The 17,410-nt window shown below is 69.2% G+C and carries 12 protein-coding genes; 1 reads left to right on the top strand and 11 read right to left on the bottom strand.

Features of this window, described 5'->3' with window-relative positions:
* Positions 1-18 precede the first annotated feature (18 nt).
* Positions 19-846 carry a PP2C family serine/threonine-protein phosphatase gene (locus ACEN42_RS37730; protein ID WP_371882649.1) on the top strand — a complete coding sequence of 276 codons (828 nt, stop codon included), beginning with the start codon at positions 19-21 and terminating at the stop codon, positions 844-846.
* On the opposite strand, the gene tagF is transcribed toward ACEN42_RS37730, so the two are convergent.
* The 11 genes from tagF to tssE are packed head-to-tail and all read right to left on the bottom strand — an operon-like array spanning position 843 to position 17,404.
* Positions 843-1,418 (bottom strand): type VI secretion system-associated protein TagF, encoded by a 576-nt coding sequence (gene tagF, locus ACEN42_RS37725; RefSeq protein WP_371882648.1) that lies wholly within the window; start codon positions 1,416-1,418, stop codon positions 843-845. The two genes, ACEN42_RS37730 and tagF, sit on opposite strands and share 4 nt — an antisense overlap.
* Complete coding sequence (gene tssM, locus ACEN42_RS37720) at positions 1,418-4,828, bottom strand: type VI secretion system membrane subunit TssM (RefSeq protein ID WP_371882647.1); 3,411 nt, start codon at positions 4,826-4,828, stop codon at positions 1,418-1,420. The genes tagF and tssM overlap by 1 nt, the downstream gene beginning before the upstream one ends.
* Before the next feature lie 34 nt (positions 4,829-4,862).
* The gene (locus tag ACEN42_RS37715) at positions 4,863-6,164 is read right to left on the bottom strand and encodes a DotU family type VI secretion system protein (RefSeq protein WP_371882646.1); all 1,302 of its coding nucleotides are present in this window, start codon (positions 6,162-6,164) and stop codon (positions 4,863-4,865) included.
* A 32-nt stretch (positions 6,165-6,196) separates the two neighbouring features.
* The gene (tssK, locus tag ACEN42_RS37710) at positions 6,197-7,537 is read right to left on the bottom strand and encodes a type VI secretion system baseplate subunit TssK (protein ID WP_371882645.1); all 1,341 of its coding nucleotides are present in this window, start codon (positions 7,535-7,537) and stop codon (positions 6,197-6,199) included.
* A gap of 19 nt (positions 7,538-7,556) precedes the next feature.
* Positions 7,557-8,903 (bottom strand): type VI secretion system-associated FHA domain protein TagH, encoded by a 1,347-nt coding sequence (tagH, locus tag ACEN42_RS37705; protein WP_371882644.1) that lies wholly within the window; start codon positions 8,901-8,903, stop codon positions 7,557-7,559.
* Between the two features lie 20 nt (positions 8,904-8,923).
* The gene (locus ACEN42_RS37700) at positions 8,924-10,930 is read right to left on the bottom strand and encodes a type VI secretion system Vgr family protein (RefSeq protein WP_371882643.1); all 2,007 of its coding nucleotides are present in this window, start codon (positions 10,928-10,930) and stop codon (positions 8,924-8,926) included.
* Positions 10,931-10,945: 15 nt separating this feature from the next.
* Positions 10,946-11,335 (bottom strand): DUF4280 domain-containing protein, encoded by a 390-nt coding sequence (locus ACEN42_RS37695; protein WP_371882642.1) that lies wholly within the window; start codon positions 11,333-11,335, stop codon positions 10,946-10,948.
* Positions 11,336-11,345: 10 nt separating this feature from the next.
* Positions 11,346-13,940, bottom strand: coding sequence for a type VI secretion system ATPase TssH (gene tssH / locus ACEN42_RS37690; protein ID WP_371882641.1), 2,595 nt, complete (start codon positions 13,938-13,940; stop codon positions 11,346-11,348).
* Complete coding sequence (gene tssG / locus ACEN42_RS37685; protein WP_371882640.1) at positions 13,933-14,979, bottom strand: type VI secretion system baseplate subunit TssG; 1,047 nt, start codon at positions 14,977-14,979, stop codon at positions 13,933-13,935. Before tssG ends, tssH begins: the two co-directional genes overlap by 8 nt.
* The gene (tssF, locus tag ACEN42_RS37680) at positions 14,964-16,859 is read right to left on the bottom strand and encodes a type VI secretion system baseplate subunit TssF (protein ID WP_371882639.1); all 1,896 of its coding nucleotides are present in this window, start codon (positions 16,857-16,859) and stop codon (positions 14,964-14,966) included. Before tssF ends, tssG begins: the two co-directional genes overlap by 16 nt.
* Positions 16,856-17,404, bottom strand: a complete 549-nt coding sequence (tssE, locus tag ACEN42_RS37675; protein WP_309882404.1) for a type VI secretion system baseplate subunit TssE — start codon at positions 17,402-17,404, stop codon at positions 16,856-16,858. Before tssE ends, tssF begins: the two co-directional genes overlap by 4 nt.
* Between the last annotated feature and the right edge of the window lie 6 nt (positions 17,405-17,410).

The raw sequence follows: 17,410 nt of genomic DNA, 5'->3' as shown, positions 1-17,410 counted from the left end.
TCCGAAGGAGCACGACCGATGAATCCCGACACGCTCATCCGCCGCGCGCCGGTCCGCCTTGCCGCATGCACGGCGGCCGGCCTCACCGACCCCGGCCGCGTGCGCCGCGAAAATCAAGACCGCTTTCTGATCGATCCGGCGCTGAACCTCGTCGCGGTCGCGGACGGCATGGGCGGCCACGCCTGCGGCGCGCGCGCCAGCGCGACTGCGCTCGACTGCATCGCCACACGGCTCGCCGCCGATACGACCTGTCGCGCTCACGCTGGCATCGTGCACACCGACGATCCCGACGCCACCGTGCACGATGATTCGGCATGCGCGATGCGCGCCGCCGCCGACGCGCTCGACCACGCCAACGCGACGCTTCACGCGATGAACCTGCGCGAAGGTCTCGCGCACCGCTCGATGGGCACCACGCTGACCGGCATCTGGCAGCCGCCCGGCTCGGCGCGGCTGATCTCGCTGCACATCGGCGACAGCCGCCTCTATCGCTATCGCGACGGCGCGCTCGCGCAACTGTCGCGCGACCAGACGCTCTATCAGCAGGCGCTGGAGCGCGGCGTCATCGAACATTTGCCGCCGCGCAACGTGCTGCTGCAGGCGCTCGGGCCGCTGCCGTCGATCGCGCCCGTCGTGGAAACGCATGCGTGGCTGCCCGGCGACCGCTATCTGCTGTGCAGCGACGGCCTGCACGGCGAGGTGCCGCATGGCGAGATCGAAACGGTCCTCGCGACGATGACGCCGCAAACCATCGACGACGCCTGCGAGCAACTGGTCGCGCTCGCGCTCGACGCGGGCGGCAAGGACAACATCACGGCGGTCATCGCCTGCTTCGACGGTTGCTAACCAACCCGGTCATCGAATAACGCCGCGACGAACGCGGCGTCGGGCAGACCCGCGCTCGTGCGCGCCGTTTGCGCGTGCCACCAGACGCTCGTTCCCCAGCCTCCCGCATGTAACGGCGTCGAAACGTCGTTCGCGTCATATTCTGGCGATAGCGCCAGCAATCCGGCATCGAAATCCGCGAGACTTGCGCCCTTGTCGAGCGTCGCGAGCGCGAGCACGCCGCAACGCGCAAACCACTCGTGCGCATACGGACGCCAGATAGACCACGCGCCCGGTTCGACGGGCGCGGCGATCGTCAACGGAAAATGCCGGCCCGCGCTGTCGATGCTCGGCATCAGCACGCCCGCCCAGCCATCCGCACCCAGCACGCCGCCGCCGAGCGCGAAGCACCACAGCGGCGCGGTCAGATACGCATCGAGCCACGCACGCCCACGCGCCGCGCGGCCCGCGAGCAGGCCCGCCTGCAACATCGCATCCCAGGGAACGACAAAGCTTCGCGGCAGACGCCGCGTCACGAAATCGCCGTTGCCGCGCAGCTTGCCGAAGCATCCGGCGACACCCGGCGATGCCATCACAGATGCTCCGGACAGCGAAACTGTTCGAGCGGCGCGCGCCGGAAAGGATTGACGACGCTCGTCGCGTCCAGTTCCAGCACGGCCTTGCGTCCGGCGGAATCGAGCGTGAGCTTGTAGCGGTCGGGTTGAGCGGTGGCGTCGAGCCTGCCCGCATCGATCAGATGCAGGAGCGCCCACGGACCGCTCGCGTCGAGCGGCGCGGCTTGCGTCGCCGAAGCCGGATCGAACTGCGCGCTCGCGCGGCCCGTGTTCTTGCCGCTCGGCCACTGCAGCAGCATCGACTGAAGGCCATCCTGTCTGAGCGCAAGCTGCTGCCCGTCGATGTCGAGATTGAGTTGCGTCAGCGCCGGATCGAACGAAAGCGCCTTCACGCGAAAGCGGATCGACATGTCGCGGCTGCCGTCGTGGAAGAACGCATCGCGGATCTGCGCGGCGCGCTGGAATTGCGCGAGGGCGTCGCGCGGCATGCCCGCCGGCGGCGTGCCGGCGCGCCATTGCCAGACCGGCCCGCTCGTATCGACCAGCGCGGCGAGGTTCTTCTGGAAGAAATCGTCGATGAGGCCGCCCGGCGCGAACAGCTTGCTGAAATCGTCGGCGGCGACGTCGCGGGTCGAGGCGCGCACGAAAGGATAGCGGCCATCGAGCGCGCGGCGGCACAGCGGGCCGGCGTTCGCGTTCCACTGCGCATCCAGCCGGGCGCGCTCGCCGCCTTCGAGGAGCGCCGTGCCCGCCGTTGCGATCGACGCGGCGACCGGCGTGAGCGGCGCCGGGCTCGTCTGGCTCGCGAGCCGCAGCTTGCCGAGCGCATCGCCGGCGGGCGCGGGCTGGCCCATTCTGCGCGCGGCGTCGGCGGCATCGAGATAGACGGCGGCGTCCTTGAGCGGCGCGAGCGCGCGATCGAGCGCCGTGGCGTCGCCTGGCTTGCCCGCGAGCTGATGCAGCGGCTGGAAGTGGTCATCGACGCGCGTCGGCGAATTCGCGCCGAGCGTCGTCTCGCGCGCCGCCGCGACGATGAACTTCCGGAGCGGCGAGTCGGGCGCGGACAGCTCGTTCGCGACACGCGCGCCATCGGCGAGACCGGTGACGGGCGCAGCGCTTACATCGTCGAGCAGTGCGTCCCATGCGTGGATATACGCGTCGAAGTAACGCTCGTCGAGTGCGGCGCGCAACGCGGCGATGCCGTCCTGCGTGAGCGCGACGTCGTCGCGGCCGAGCACCCACGCGTCCTTCTCGACATTGGCGAGCGCGGCGTCGCGCAAGCGCGTGTATTGCGCGTAGCCGGCGCGGGTGTACGCGCCCGCGACGCCCGCCGTGAGCGGCGCGCCGCTCGTGCGCCGCAGCAGCAGCGGCGCGTTGGGTCCGGCCGCGGCGCTCACGCTGAACGCGGCGATGTTGCCCTGCGCGAGTTCGCCGTCCACCCGGTTGCCGACGCGCTGCGACAGCGGCAGCTCCGCCAGGCGCGCACGCGCCGCCTTGATGAGCGCGTCGTCGAGCGGAAGCGACGGATCGAAGTGCGTCTTGTCGAACAGCGCGGCGAGATGCGCGTCGAGCGCGCTGCGCTGCGCTGGACTCGCGTCGCCCGCGAGCGCAGGAACCAGATGCGCGCGCAGCGCGGCGGCGTCGAAATGGCGGGCGTCGCCGAGCATCAGATAGGCGCGCAGCGCTTCATATCGATATGCTTCGGATGCCGAACCGTTGTCCGCTGCGCCATCGTGCAATTCCTGCGTCAGTTTGCCGACCGCGAGCGGCAGCAAGGTCTGATCGAGCAGTCGCCGGTACGTCACGCGCGCCTCCTGACCGAGCTTGTCGCCCTGATAGAGCCAGAGCCGCGTGAGCCACGGCACCGGCTTGCCGGCGTCCGCATAACCGCCGGGCAGCGCGCGCGCCGCGTCCAGGAGCGGCAGCACCGCGAGCGGATCGGCGGCCGCGTTCGCGTCGCGCGCCAGTTGCCCGACATGCTGCGTCGCGCGCTCGAACTCCGCGACATAGGCGCGATTGCGCTGATAGCTCACGGCCATGCACGCGAGCGCGAGGATCAGCGTCACGCCGACCAGCGCGAGCGCGCCGCGCCGCAGCCACGCGCTGCAGCGCTCGAAGCGAGCGTTCGCACCGACGAGCCCGGCTTCCGCGATCACCACGTCCTTGAGCATCCGGTTGATGAAATACGCGCGCCCCGACGCATCGCGGTTATACGCGGCGTCGCGACGCAAGCCGAGCGATTGCGCGATGCTGCTGATCGCGCGGTCGATCGGCCGACCGTGCTGCGTGCCGCTCGTGAAATAGACCCCGCGCAAAAGCGGCGACGCCTCGAAGCGCGTGCCGCGAAACGCGCCATCGAGAAAACGGCCGAGCGCCGGCTGCAGCCCCGCGAACTGCTGCGCGAAGCCATAGATGCGCGCGCGCCGCGCGACGTCCGTCTCACGCTGCATGCGATGCAGCACGCGCGTCTGCAGCCGTGTGCCGAGCGCATCGAATTCGGCGGGAAATGCGCCGAGCGCCGCGCTCGCTCCCGGCGATTCGTCGAGCGCGAAGGTGATGCCCCAGACCTGGTTGCGCTCCGCTTCGCCGAGATCGTCGAAGAACTCGGTGAAGCCCGCGAGCAGATCGCACTTCGTCACGACGACATACACCGGAAAGCGCACGCCGAGCCGCTCGCTCAGCTCCGTGAGACGGCTGCGGATCGTGCGGATATGCGCATCGCGGGCGGCGTCGTCCTCGCGCACGAGATCCGCCGCCGACAGCGTGACGATGACGCCGTTCAGCGGCCGCCGCGGCCGGTACTTGCGCAGCAGTTGCAGGAAGCCCGTCCACGCGGATTCGTCGGCCTGCGCGTCGCTGTCCTGCGTCGTGAAGCGGCCTGCCGTGTCGACGAGCACGGCGTCGTCGGTGAACCACCAGTCGCAGTGACGCGTGCCGCCGACGCCGCCGATCGCGTCCTCGCCCAGCGTCTCGCGCAGCGGAAAGCGCAGGCCGGAATGCGCGAGCGCCGTGCTCTTGCCGGTGCCCGGCGCGCCGATGAACATGTACCACGGCAACTGGTAGACCCATTGACGGCCGTTGACGCCTTTCATGCGCGCCTGCCGCAGGATCGCGAGCGCCTGCTCGAAGCGCTCGCGCAGCACCGCGAGCTCCGCGCTGCCGGCCGCTGCCGCCTGTCCCCGCCCCGCCACGCCGCTCATGAAACGCAGATTGACGAGCCGCGCGGCGACGAGGCGCGCGCCCCAGACGAGCCCCCACACGGCGACGAGCGCGGCCATCGCGATCCAGCGGCTGCGCGGCGTCTCGAGCGGCGCGTGGCCATCGAAAGCGAAAAGCGGCCCTTCGAACCACACGACGACGAGCAACGCGAGCACGCCCGCGAGCGTGAGCCATTGCGGCGTCCTGAGCGTTCCTGCGATCTTTTTCATCGATGTCTCCATGCTGATCTGTGTCCCGGACGCGTCACGACGACGCGCCGGGCGCGAGCAGCGTGATCTCCACGCGGCGGTTTTTTGCGCGGCCCGCGGGCGTGTCGTTCGACGCGAGCGGTTCGGCGTCGCCGCGCCCTTCGGCCGAAAAGCGCGCGGGCGTGCCGGTGAGCGACGCGAGCATCGCGCGCACGCTATCGGCGCGGGCCTGCGACAGATGCCAGTTCGACGGGAAGCGCGCCGACACGAGCCGCTGATCGTCGGTATGGCCCGTCACGACGACCTTGCCGGGTACGCCCGCGAGCGCCTGCGCGATGCGTCCGATCAGCGTGTCGTAGGCGGGGTCGAGCGTCGCGCTGCCGGAGGCGAACAGGTTGTCGCCGTTGATCGTGACGATCGAGCGGTCTGCCGCCTGGCGCACCGACACCAGGCCTTCGCGAATCTCGGGCGCGAGGAAGGCCGCGAGATTCGCGGCGGCGGCGGGCATCGCGGCGGGCGCAATCACGCTCGCGGGTGCTGCGGGCCGCTCGCTCACGCGAATGCGATCGAGCGCTTCGAACACGGGGTCGGACGTGCGATTCAGGCTCATCGCGAGCGCGATGTGCGTCGCCACCACCACGACGCCCGCGAGTGCTGCGCAGACCCACGGCGGCATGCGCTGGCCGAGCGGCCGGCGCGCGCGCTCGGCGGGCCGCCAGTGCACCGACAGTTCGGTTTCGAACGCGCCGCGCTGGTCGCGGATGATGCGTTCGAGCCGCTCGCGCACGGAGTCGAGCTGGCTGCGTCCGCCGTCGATCAGGCGATAGCGTCCTTCGAAACCGAGCGACAGAATCACGTACAGAAGCTCCAGCACGTCGATGTTGCGCGCCGGGTCCTGCGCGAGCCGCTGCAGGATCAGAAAGAAGCGCTCGCCGCCCGACGCCTCGTTGTGAAAGGTCACGAGCAGGCTGCGGCTCGCCCAGACGCCGCTGCCCCACGGCGTGCCCGAGATCGCCTCGTCGATGCAGGTGCACAGGCAATAGCGCGCAGCCGCGAGCTTTTCGGTATCGATGCGGCTTGCGCGGGCCTCGTGCTCGAAGGCGCGCACCATGCGCACGAGTTCGCCTCGCAGCGCTTCGATATCGGTCATCGCGGCCCGTTGACGCAGCGGCAACGCCAGTTCGATCAGCGGATTCGCCGCGCGCACGAGCGGGTTCAGGCCGCTCGCGGCGGGCAGCGCCGGGGCGCGCGGTGCGTCTTCCGTGCGCGCATGCGCTGCGACGCGTCCGCCCGGCTGCGGAATCAGAATGGTGTCGTCCGGGTCGAAGCCGGCTTGCGGCAAAGCGGGTGCATTCACGATGCGTTCCTTCGTCGAATGAAGCGGGGGATTCAAGGGCGGATCGCCCAGAACTCGAACTCGATACCGGGAAAATCCCCCGCGACGTGCAGCGCCACGCCCGCCGAGGTCGCGAACTGCCGCCACAGATCGCCGCCGCGTTCCAGCTCGAAATAGGTGAAGCCGGCGTGGAACGGCAACTGGCGCGGCGCGACCGGCAGCGCACGCAGCGCGATGCCCGGCAATTGCAGATTGACGAGATCGCGGATGCGCTCGACCGGTCCGAGCTTGGCCTGCTGCGGAAAGCCGTTGAGCAACGCGGCGGGCGCGAGATCGGCCTTCACCGCGAGCACGAAGCTCGCCGAGCGGAACAGCTCGCGGTCCGGCACGATCGCCACGCGCAGACCGTACTTGCGCTCCTCCAGCGCGATCGGCACGGCATGCGGGTCCATCACGGCGGCGAGCGCGGCGCGCAGCGCGTTGACGATCGGCGTGAAGGTCTCGTCGAGCCGTTCGTGGCGATAACCCGGGAACGCGCCCGGACGCTTGCCGGACTGGCTGAAGGTGGCGAGCTCGCCCGCCAGTTGCAAGGCGTGCTGATGCAGGTCGTGCGGATGCAGACCGGTCGTCGACGCAATCCCCGCGAACAACGGCTCGGCCCGGTTGAGCACTTGCAGCAGCAGAAAATCGGCGATCTCCGCCGCACCGGTCGCGGCGGGCTGGGCGAGGCGCGCGGCGAGCGCATCGGCGCGCTGATGCATGAGGCCCGTGAGTTCGTCGACGAATCCGCACAGCCGGCGCGACACGCGATAGTCGAGGCACGGCGGCGCGTAGGCGGCATCGAGCACGATGCTGTTGTCCGCGCGACGCTCGACGATGCGCGCGATCCCGAGCGACGTATGCGCGTGCGCCACGTCCTCCTCGAACGCGAGGCGCAGTTGCAGCTTGCCGACCTGCACGAGCGCGGCGCCGGTCGCGCCCTCGTTGCTGTCGAGCACTTCCGTTTCCGCGATGCGGTGGCGCGCGAAGCCATCGTGACCGGCCTGCGCCGCGTACGCCGCTTCGGGCGCGCCGTGACGCGCAATGGGCAGCGCGAGCACGACCGTCAGATCGCGCGCGTCCTCGGGCACGGCGAGCGGCAGCGGGAGTTCATCGTCGGCGGGAAGCCGGAACGGACTGCCATCGGGCAGCACGCCCGCGCACGCGTTCAGCGCGATGCGGCCGAGTTTCAGTTGCTCGACATCGATCTCCAGTTCCGAGAAGCCGAACGCATAGGGCCGCAAGGCGGCGCAGCGCGCGTCGATCTGCGCGCGCACATAGCGGTCGTGCTGTTGCAAATGCTGCGGCTGAAGCAGCATGCCTTCGGACCAGATCACCTTGTTGTTCCTGGACATCGTCGCCTCGCGCTTGGATTCAATGAAGGATGGAAGGAGCGAGCGGCTTCGCATCGGCGAAACCGTTCGCCTGCCGCTCGTATGCGTCGTTGAAAGCGCTGCCGGACAGCGCCTGGAGGTCGTCGGCGCTTGCGCGCGTCAGTTCGGCATGCAGCGCCACCAGACGCTCCCACTGACGCGCCTTGCGGCACGCGGGCAGCCAGTCGAACCAGCCGCGTCGGGTGTCGGCAGCGGCGATCGCCTGAGGATCGAAGCGGCCGAGCAGATGCTGCATGGCCGCCCGCGTGCCCGCGAGGACCGCGAGTTCGTGACGGCGGATATCGTCGAAGGCGCTTTCGAGCGCGGTCTGCGCGGGCAGATAGCCGGCGCTCGCGCCACGCAGCATCTGCCCGAGCGCGCCGTCGCCGTCGGGGAAGAACTTGAGCGGGTTGTTGTCGCGCTGGACCAGCATCGTCGTGTCGAGGCTGATTTCGCGCTTCATCACCGAGCGCGACAGCAGCACGTCCACCACGCCTCGCACAGCCGTGCGCAGCATCGCGCCCGCGAGCCGCGCGACCTCGGCGGCATCGCGTGTGCCGAGCGCGGCGGCATCGACGCCCATGCCGTCGAGCAGCGCCGCGTAGGCCGATTCGGCGATGGCGTCGTTCGCCGCGACCGTCGTGTGAATCGGCAACTCCGGGGCGCTCGTGCAAGGCGCAAGCGCGATGTCGCCGAGCGGATCGTAGTCGTGCGGAATGCCGCCCGCCGGCGCATGTGTGATCGTGCGCACGGGCGGCACGTAGGCGACCTGCTCGGGCGGCACGTGATCGCTCTGCGATCCGGCGAACGCCGCATGGCCGTCGAGCCGATGAGGCATTTCCTCTTCACCGCCGAGCGGATCGAAGCGCGGGCCCGGCAGCGGCGAATCCGCCAGCACCGCCGCGCAGGCGAGCGGATCGTGCGCGAACGCCTGCGCCGCGCCCGCTTCGTGCACGCTCGCCGCGTCCAGCGGATCGAAGCCGCGACGGTCGTGCACGCCGAGCGGCGCGTCGAAAGCCGCGGCGGGTGCGCGCGCCATCGTGCGCACGCCGAGCCGGTAGCCGCCGATCTCCAGCACGTCGCCATCGCCGAGCGGCGCGGGCTGGCCGCCTGCGAGCGGCCGGCCGTTGACCCGGCTCGGATTGCTGCCGAGATCGGCGAGCCGCCAGCCGTCCTCGCTCCAGTCGATCCGCGCATGCACGCGCGACACGGTCTTCGCCGCATCCGGCAGCATCAGCACGTTGCCGGGGCCGCGCCCGATCGTGCCGCCCGCCGCGCCGAAGCGGCACGCAAGCGGCGCATCGGGCGCGCTGCCCTGATAGCTCTCCACCGTGAGCGTGAGATACATGGAGTCTCCTTCCTGTCCGTTCATCTGGTGCCGTCGTCGGCCTGGCGGGGCGCGGCGGGCGCATCGGGCGACGCGTTCGCCGCGCCCGCCCCACCGCCTCCACCGCCGCAATTGATCTGCACGACCACGCCGTCGATCGACACCGGCCCGGCCGCGCTGATCGCGATGCCGGACGGTCCGAGCACGATGGTGTTGCCGCCCGCCTTGAGCGTGAGCGTCACGCCGGCCTCGATGGTGACGTTCGCCCCGCCCTTCACATCGACGTTAACACCCGCCCCCACCGAAATATTCGCCCCGCTTTTGTGATGCGTATCGCCGCCGATATCGAGGGAAAATTTGCCGCCGACCCGCGTGCGCTGGGCGCCCTGCACCTCCTCGCTGCGATTTCCGCCGCAGCGCGCGTAATCGTCCTGCTCGACGATTACATGGCGCTCGTTACCGATGCGCGTGAGCGCGTCGTGCTTCACCCAGGTTTCCAGATCGCGCTCGGCGTGAAAGAACAGTTGCTCGGCATCCTTCGTATCGTCGAAGCGCATTTCGTTGAAGCCGTTGCCGCCTTTCGTCGAATTGCTCCTGAGCGTGGTGCGGGCCATTTTCGCGGGCAGTTCGTAAGGTGTCGTCTGCGCGGCGTTGTAGACGCTGCCGATCACGAGCGGCTGATCCGGATCGCCTTCGATGAAATGCACCAGCACTTCCTGTCCGATGCGCGGCAGGAAGAACGCGCCGTAGCCCTTGCCGGCCCAGGGCTGCGCGACGCGCACCCAGCAGCGCTGCAGCGACTCGCGCGACGCCTCCGGTTCGTGTTGCTCCCAATGAAACTGCACCTTGATGCGGCCGTATCTGTCGGTATGAATCTCTTCGCCCTTCGGTCCGACGACAACCGCTGTCTGCGGCCCCGCGACGCACGCGCGCGGCGTGCTGCGCGCGGCGCGAAATCCGGCGTCGCGCGGCAACGCCGTGAAGGCGCAATCGAAAACGGGCGGACGGTCGCGTGCATCGAAAGTGGAAATATAGTCATCCGAATTGATTTCATACTCGGCGGAAACGACGAGATACTCGCCGTTGTGCTGCGCGAGCGGATGATCGCTCAGATGCACGATGCCGCCGGGCCAGACGGCGCGCGCGGTGGTGCGCGCGCTCACGCAGACATTGCCCGCCTGATGCGCCTCGACGCGCGCGCGCGCGAGACGCTCGGCGTCTTCGTGGCGCGTGTAGCCGGGCGCGTGCTCCTGCATTGCGTAGACGGGCTCATCGAAGCGCTTCACGCGATGCGCACGCGCGACGAGACCTTGCTGCGCCGATTGCGACGGCTTCTCGAAGTCGTAATCGTTGATCTCGACGATGCCCGTCGCCACTTCGCCGCCCGTGGACCATGCGTAGACCCACTCGTGCTCGTGGGGCGCGGCGGTCTGCGCGCGAAAAGGAAGCGCATTGCAATGCGGCGTCGCGCCATGCACCTGCGACGAATCCGTGAGAATGAGCCGATGCTTGCCGCCCCGATGCTCGACGTAGTAGTAAATGCCTTCGCGCTCGGCGAGCCGGCTCACGAAATCGAAATCCGTCTCGCGGTACTGCGCGCAATGTTCGAGGCTCGGATAGCTCGCCGAGCACTTGTTCTCGAAGTCGATGTGATAGTCCGCGAGCACGCGGCCGATGATCGCGGGCACGGTCATCCGGTGAAAGAAGCGGCAATGCGATGCACGCGTGAGCAGCCACAGGCGCGGGCGCACCGTCGCGCGATACAGCGCCGGGCGGTTGGGCTGCGTGCTCGCGGGCCGCGCCAGTTCGAACGCCGTGACGATGCCGTTGTACTCGCGCGTGCCGCCCGACGGAATCGCGAGCGACAGCGAGAAGTCGCTGCCGAGCATCTTCGCGATGTCGAGATTCGAGCGATCGGCGAGCAGTTCGAGATCCCATTGCGCGAGGCGCCCCAGTTCCTCGCGTCCGCGCATGCGATAGAGCACGAGCGCGTTCGTGCCGAGCGCGCAGGTCACCTGCGCGATGCGATCGTTGTCGGTGAGCATCATCGGTGGCCTCGTCGTTCAGGGAATCTGCGTTTCGCACGTCGCCGGATCGACGATCGTCACCACGCCGCCCCAGTTGCAGAGGCATTTGGAGACGTTGTCGAGCGACGGCTGGTTGCCGAGCAGCACCGTGAGCGCGCCGGGCACCCAGGGCGCGAATGTCGCGGGCACGCAGGGCATCGGCGTCGGCGTGCCGAGCGCGGCGGCGGTGGCCGCGGCGACTTCGGGATTCGCCTGCGAGGTGCACATGCCGAACGGCATGATGTTCACGAGCGGCTCGTGATCCATGATGTTCGCGGCAATCGACCCTTCGCAGCGCACGCGATTGACGGGCAGCACGACGAGCGCGGACGGCGTCATGCCGAACGAGCATTGCAGCGTCGCGCCCATGACGACTTGTTGTGGCATGACCGGCTCCTCAATCGAACGAATAGGTGAACTCGCCGTCGCATACGCCGACTTCGACTTTCGCCACGCTGCGGCCATCGACGAGACGGCTCAGAAATTCCGTGCTCACGCGCGGCAGCACGGTGTTGGTGAGAATCGCGTCGATCATGCGGCCGCCGCTCGCGAGTTCCGTGCAGCGCCGCGCAATCTGCGCGACCACCGCGTCGTCCCAGGCGAAGCTCACGCGCTGCCGCTCCCCGATACGCCGCCCGATGCGCGCGAGCTGGAGGCGGATCACCGCATCGAGCATCGCTTGGTCGAGCGGGTAGTACGGGATCACCGCGACGCGTCCGAGCAGCGCCGGCGGAAATGCTTCGAGCAGCGGCTCGCGCAACGAGCGTGCGATCTCTTCCGGCGACGGCGCTTCACGCCCGCCGCCGCACAGATGCGTGATGAGCTCGGTGCCGACATTGGTCGTGAGCAGGATCAGCGTGTTGCTGAAATCGATCTCGCGCCCCTCGCCGTCTTCCATGCGGCCCTTGTCGAAGACCTGGAAGAAGAGCTTGTGCACGTCCGGATGCGCCTTCTCGAACTCGTCGAGCAGCACGACGCTATAGGGACGCCGCCGCACCGCCTCGGTGAGCACGCCGCCTTCGCCATAACCGACATATCCCGGCGGCGCGCCCTTCAAGAGCGACACGGTGTGCGCTTCCTGGTACTCGCTCATGTTCACGGTGACGACGTTGTCCTCGCCGCCATACAGCGCCTCGGCGAGCGCGAGCGCGGTTTCGGTCTTGCCGACGCCCGAGGTGCCCGCCAGCATGAACACGCCGACCGGCTTGCAGGGATCGTCGAGTCCGGCGCGCGCGGTCTGAACGCGGCGCGCGATCATGTGCATCGCGTGATCCTGTCCGACGATGCGGCGGTTCAGCGTCGCGGCCAGATCGAGCACGCTGGCGGCTTCGTCGCGCACCATGCGGCCCACCGGGATGCCGGTCCAGTCCTGCACCACCGATGCGACCGCGTGCGCATCGACGCCCGGCAGGATCAGCGGCGTTTCGCCCTGGCGCTGGGCGAGTTCGTCGGTCAGCGCTTTAAGGTCCGCGAGCGCGACGGACTCGCCGTCCGCTTCGATCGCCCGCCGCGCCGCGAGAATGCGCCCGACGAGCGCACGCTCCGCCTCCCAGCGCGCGGTGAGATCGGCGAGGCGCGCACGTTCGGTGTCGAGCCGCGCGGCGACGTCGGCGGCGCGTTCCCGCGTATCGATGCCGAGCGCCGCTTCACGCGCGACGATCTCGCTTTCCGTCGTCCACGTCTCGATGCGCCGCTTCGCATCGTCGATGGCGGGCGGCAGCGCTTGCTGGCTCACCGCGACGCGCGCGCAGGCGGTGTCGAGCAGGCTCACGGCCTTGTCGGGCAACTGGCGCGCGGGAATGAAGCGATGCGAAAGCTTCACCGCCGCCTCCAGCGCCTCGTCGAGCACCTGCACGCCGTGATGCCGCTCCATCTTGCGCACGAGGCCGCGCATCATCGCGATCGCGCCCGCTTCCGTCGGCTCCGGCACCTTGACCACCTGAAACCGCCGCGTGAGCGCCGGGTCCTTCTCGATGTGCTTCTTGTATTCGACCCAGGTCGTCGCCGCGATCGTGCGCAGCGTGCCGCGTGCGAGCGCGGGCTTGAGCAGGTTGGCGGCGTCGCCGGTGCCGGCCGCGCCGCCCGCGCCGACGAGCGTGTGCGCCTCGTCGATGAAAAGAATCACCGGCTTGTCCGACGCCTGCACCGCGTCGATCACCTGCTTCAGCCGGCTCTCGAACTCGCCCTTCACGCTCGCGCCCGCCTGCAGCAGACCGACATCGAGCGTGCGCACGACGGCATCGCGCAACGCGGGCGGCACGTCCCCCGCGACGACGCGCTGCGCGAAGCCTTCCACCACCGCCGTCTTGCCGACGCCCGCCTCGCCCGTCAGGATCGGGTTGTTCTGCCGCCGCCGCATGAGAATGTCGATGACCTGGCGAATCTCCGTGTCGCGTCCGACGATCGGATCGAGCTTGCCCTCGCGCGCTTCGGCGGTCAGATCGACGGTATAGCGGGCGAGCGCGTCGTTCTGCGCGAGCGGCGCGGCAGGTTCCGCCGCGGGCGCAGCCTGCGCTTCCGGCGAGCCGTCGAGCAGCGCATCGAAACGCGCGGACAGCGCATCGAAGCTGATCTTCTCGAACTGGCGCGACAGCGCGTAGAGCGCATTGCGCAGGTTCGGCGTGCGCAGCATGCCGATCACGAGATGCCCGCTGCGCACCTTCGAGGCGTTGAACATCAGCGAGCCGAAGACCCAGCCGCGCTCGACGGCTTCATCGACTTGCGCGGAGATATCGGAAACGGCTGTCGCGCCGCGCGGCAGACGATCGAGCGCGGCGGTCAGATCGCGTTCGAGCGCGGCCTCGTCCAGCTCGAAATGCCGCACGAGGCGACGCAGATCCGAATCCGCCGCGAGCAGGATCTGATGCACCCAGTGCGCCAGTTCGACATACGGGTTGCCGCGCAGCTTGCAGAACGCCGCGCCGTTTTCGATCGCACGATAGGCAAGCGGATCGAGCTTGCCGAACAGGGCCATGCGGCTGATTTCAGTCATGAGAAGTCTCCTTGCGTGGGGCTTGCTTGTGGTTCGCTTGCGCCTGCCCGGCGATCACGACCCGATGGTTGTCATGGACCGGCGCGCCGCTCGTGAGCCAGGTGTTCCAGCCGAGGCGCGCGCCTTTCGTCGAATTGCCTTGCAGACGCAGCGGCGGCACTTCCTCGCGCTTCAGATGCAACGCCACGTCCCAGTCGAGCGGATCGCGCACGTAGTTGCGGACCCAGTCGGCGAGCTTCGCGAGGCTCGCGCCGCCCGGCAGAAAGCGCATGAAATCGACATAGCCGAGCGGTCCGATCACGATGCGAAACTTGTGCTGGCAATCCCAGACCCGCGTGCCGACGACCGTCGATACGCCGAGCCGCGCGCCGGACAGACGTGTGCGCGCGTCTTCCGGCAGCGCGATCCAGTGGCCGCGCCACGGCTCGATCGATACGTTCACGCCGAAAAAGCGCGAGAGAATCAGCCGCAGGCCGCCGGCGTGGCGCGTCGGCGCGGCGAGCACGCCCGCGAAGTGCCGCTTGGCGGAATCGGGCACGGCGTCGCGATCGGCGAGCGCGGGCGCGCCGAGGCCGAACAGGCTGCCAACGTAGCCCGCGAAGCGATCGTCGCGCGGACGGTCGGCGCTCACGACCGGCTGCGCATCCGCCCACGCGCGATAGAACAGCGACAGCATCCGGTGATGGAACACGTCGAGAAAGCGCGCGAGCGTCGGATCGTTCGCGTTGCGGGCGCGCTCGCGCACGTAGGCGGTCAGGTGCGTCGGCAGCGGGCCGTTCGGGCCGAGCAGGCCGAGAAAATTCACCGCGAGCCGGCCCGGCTTGCCGTCCTCGCCCGAAACGTAATCGCCGAGCGTCGTCGGATGAAAGATCAGCTCGGGGTCTTGCGAAAGCCGCACGGCGTCGTCGCGCACGGACAGCGAGCGGCCGAGGCGCGGACGCTCCGCATGCGCCTGCTCGATCAGCCGCAGCGCCTGAAAGAAGTCGAAGCGGCGGGCGTCGCGGGCGAGCACGCGGTCGATGGTCAGAGCGTCGCGCATCGTCCGATCCTCGCGGGCCACTGCATGACCGGACCACGCGCGAGCGTCGCGACCTGGGTCTCGGTGAACGAATTGATCGACACGTATTGCGCGAAGAACTGCGCGAGCACCGCGCCGAGCAGAAACGCGCTCGCGCCCTCGAACGCGGCGTCGTCGAAGTGCAGCGTGATCGCGAGGCCGCGCCCGTAGACGATCGGACCCGGCGAAGGCAAACGCCGCACGACCGGCGCGCACGACACCGAACGCAGCCCTTCGACCTGCCGGTGCGCGGCGGCATCGTCGGCGGGGCAGTAGAGCGCGAGCAGTTCGCGCAGCGCGCGGGCGCCTTCCTGCTCGTTCGTATCGACGAGCGACGCGTAGTTAAGCGAAAGATGATCGAGCAGCCGCCACGCCGCCGGCCCTTCTGCGAACGAAGGCAGCGGCCGGCTCGGGCCCGCGACGCAGCGCACGGCGGTGACGGGCGCTTCGGCGTCGAGCGTGAAGTCGGTCGAGCCTGCGCCGACCGGCATCGACAGCGGCAGATCGCGGTTCGTGCACCACGCGCCGATGCCGAGCTGGCGCACGTCGCCGCTGCCGGGCGCGCCCGCCGCATCGACCAGCGCGATGAAGGCTTCGCTGCCGAGGTAGCTGCTGCGCGCACCGTTCTGCTGCTGCCGCGCCGACGCGCGCCGTGGCTCGCGCCGCAGTTGATAAAACGCGCCGCCCTCGCCCGGCATGTCGAGATCGTTCGCGCAGTGGAACGGCCGATACTGCTTCTGCGCATCCGCGCCCGCGCCGTAACCGGTGACTTCGTCGAGCTGATGGATTTCGTAGTCCATCGGACGCGTGCGATCGACCACGACGTGATATTCGAACTCCGTGTCCGACAACGCGACGCGGTCTGTGCGGCGGCGAAACAGATTGATGGCGGGCGTGCAGTCGAGCGCGAAATTCGCAGCATCGACGCCGCGTTCGAGCGACGCATCCGCCTGATCGAGCAGGATCACGATCTCCGCTTCCCGCCCGCGGCAATGACGCAGCGCGTCGCGCAAGCCGCCCAGTTCGACGAACATGAAGCGCGGCGCGAAGGCGAAATATTCCTGAAGCAGACGATAGCCGTCGAACGATTGCCGGCCGACCGGCAGAAGCGCCTCGTCTTCGGCGAAACCGAGCGGTTGCAGCGCTGTCCGGGGCAGCACGGCGAGCGTGGTTGGGGCGCTCGCGCCATTGCCCGGCTGCATCACCGCGACGCCGACGCAATGCGCGAGCAGCCGCTCGTGCAGCTTCGCAGGCAGGCCATCCGGGCCGCGCAGATACAGCGCGAGACGATCGAGCGAGAGGCGTTCGAAGCCAAGCGAGCCGGTCGCGCGCAAGCGCAGGCGCAATCCCGCCTTGACGCCCGCGGGCAGCGCCGGCGCCGACGCGTTCAGCGAGCCCGCATGCGTGAAGAACTTCGCCTGCGCGATCTCGACGGGCCATAACGTGACCGCGTGCGCGGTGCGATATTCGCAGCGCGTCGACGCGGACTTGTCGAGCATGCCGCGCAACGCCGTGTGGCGCGGCACGACGATGCCGTCGGCGCTCGCCGCGAGTTGCGGGTTCGCGTGATCGGCCTGCAACTGGACGACCGTCATCGACGGCGTCGGCGCGAGATAGTGCGGATACGCCAGTTCCAGCAGATGCTGCGTGAAGCGCGGGAACTCGGCGTCGAGCTTCATCTGCACGCGGGCTGCGAGAAAGCTGAAGCCTTCCAGCAGCCGCTCGACATACGGGTCCGCGCATTCGACGCCATCGAGCGCGAGCCGCCCGGCGATCTTCGGAAACGCGGCGGCGAATTCGGCGCCCATCTCCCGGACGTGCTGCAACTCCTGGCTGTAGTACCTGAGGAACGCGGGATTCATGTCTGCTGCTCCCCGGCCGATGCATCGCAGACGCGCACTTCGCCCGCTTCGAGATCGAGTTCCGTGCGCAGGAACAGCCGTTCGGGATACGGCTGCGACCACATGTCCGCCTCGATCTCGAAGCGGATCACGTGGCCGCCTCTCGCGCTTTTGGTTGCTGCTGCGCCCTTCACTTCGTCGATCGCCGTCACGCGCACCGATTCGCGCGCGAGCCGCGGTTCGAAGGCCCACAGCGCGTCGCGGATGATGCGCTCCAGCGCACCGGCCGCGAGCGCGGCGACGTCGCGGCCCGCGAGATCCGGCAGGCCGTAGTTGAGCACCGACGTCGCGACATGCGGCAGATTCGCCGCGTCCTGTGCGAGCGAGCGCTCGCCGAGACCGCTCGCGTTGAGAAGCCAGCCGATATCGCGCTGCACGCTGTCGCGCAGCGCACGCGCCGAGATCACGCGACGCTCGCGGGATTCGTGACGCGCGTGCGGTTCGAAATCGGTCAGGCGGTCCAGCAACGACGGCTGCAACCGGTCGCGGGCGGAAGGTTCGGACATGGGCGA

The sequence above is a fragment of the Caballeronia sp. S22 genome (assembly GCF_964261745.1).
GTDB classification, from domain to species: domain Bacteria; phylum Pseudomonadota; class Gammaproteobacteria; order Burkholderiales; family Burkholderiaceae; genus Caballeronia; species Caballeronia jiangsuensis.
The sequence above is the reverse complement of the archived record's forward strand: the minus strand, read 5'-3'. Positions and strand labels throughout refer to the sequence as shown.

Coding starts and splice junctions, on each gene's coding strand:
- ACEN42_RS37730 (WP_371882649.1), top strand. CDS start 19: ATGAATCCCGACACGCTCATCCGCCGCGCGCCGGTCCGCCTTGCCGCA.
- tagF (WP_371882648.1), bottom strand. CDS start 1,418: ATGGCATCGCCGGGTGTCGCCGGATGCTTCGGCAAGCTGCGCGGCAAC.
- tssM (WP_371882647.1), bottom strand. CDS start 4,828: ATGAAAAAGATCGCAGGAACGCTCAGGACGCCGCAATGGCTCACGCTC.
- tssK (WP_371882645.1), bottom strand. CDS start 7,537: ATGTCCAGGAACAACAAGGTGATCTGGTCCGAAGGCATGCTGCTTCAG.
- tagH (WP_371882644.1), bottom strand. CDS start 8,903: ATGTATCTCACGCTCACGGTGGAGAGCTATCAGGGCAGCGCGCCCGAT.
- ACEN42_RS37700 (WP_371882643.1), bottom strand. CDS start 10,930: ATGATGCTCACCGACAACGATCGCATCGCGCAGGTGACCTGCGCGCTC.
- ACEN42_RS37695 (WP_371882642.1), bottom strand. CDS start 11,335: ATGCCACAACAAGTCGTCATGGGCGCGACGCTGCAATGCTCGTTCGGC.
- tssH (WP_371882641.1), bottom strand. CDS start 13,940: ATGACTGAAATCAGCCGCATGGCCCTGTTCGGCAAGCTCGATCCGCTT.
- tssG (WP_371882640.1), bottom strand. CDS start 14,979: ATGCGCGACGCTCTGACCATCGACCGCGTGCTCGCCCGCGACGCCCGC.
- tssF (WP_371882639.1), bottom strand. CDS start 16,859: ATGAATCCCGCGTTCCTCAGGTACTACAGCCAGGAGTTGCAGCACGTC.
- tssE (WP_309882404.1), bottom strand. CDS start 17,404: ATGTCCGAACCTTCCGCCCGCGACCGGTTGCAGCCGTCGTTGCTGGAC.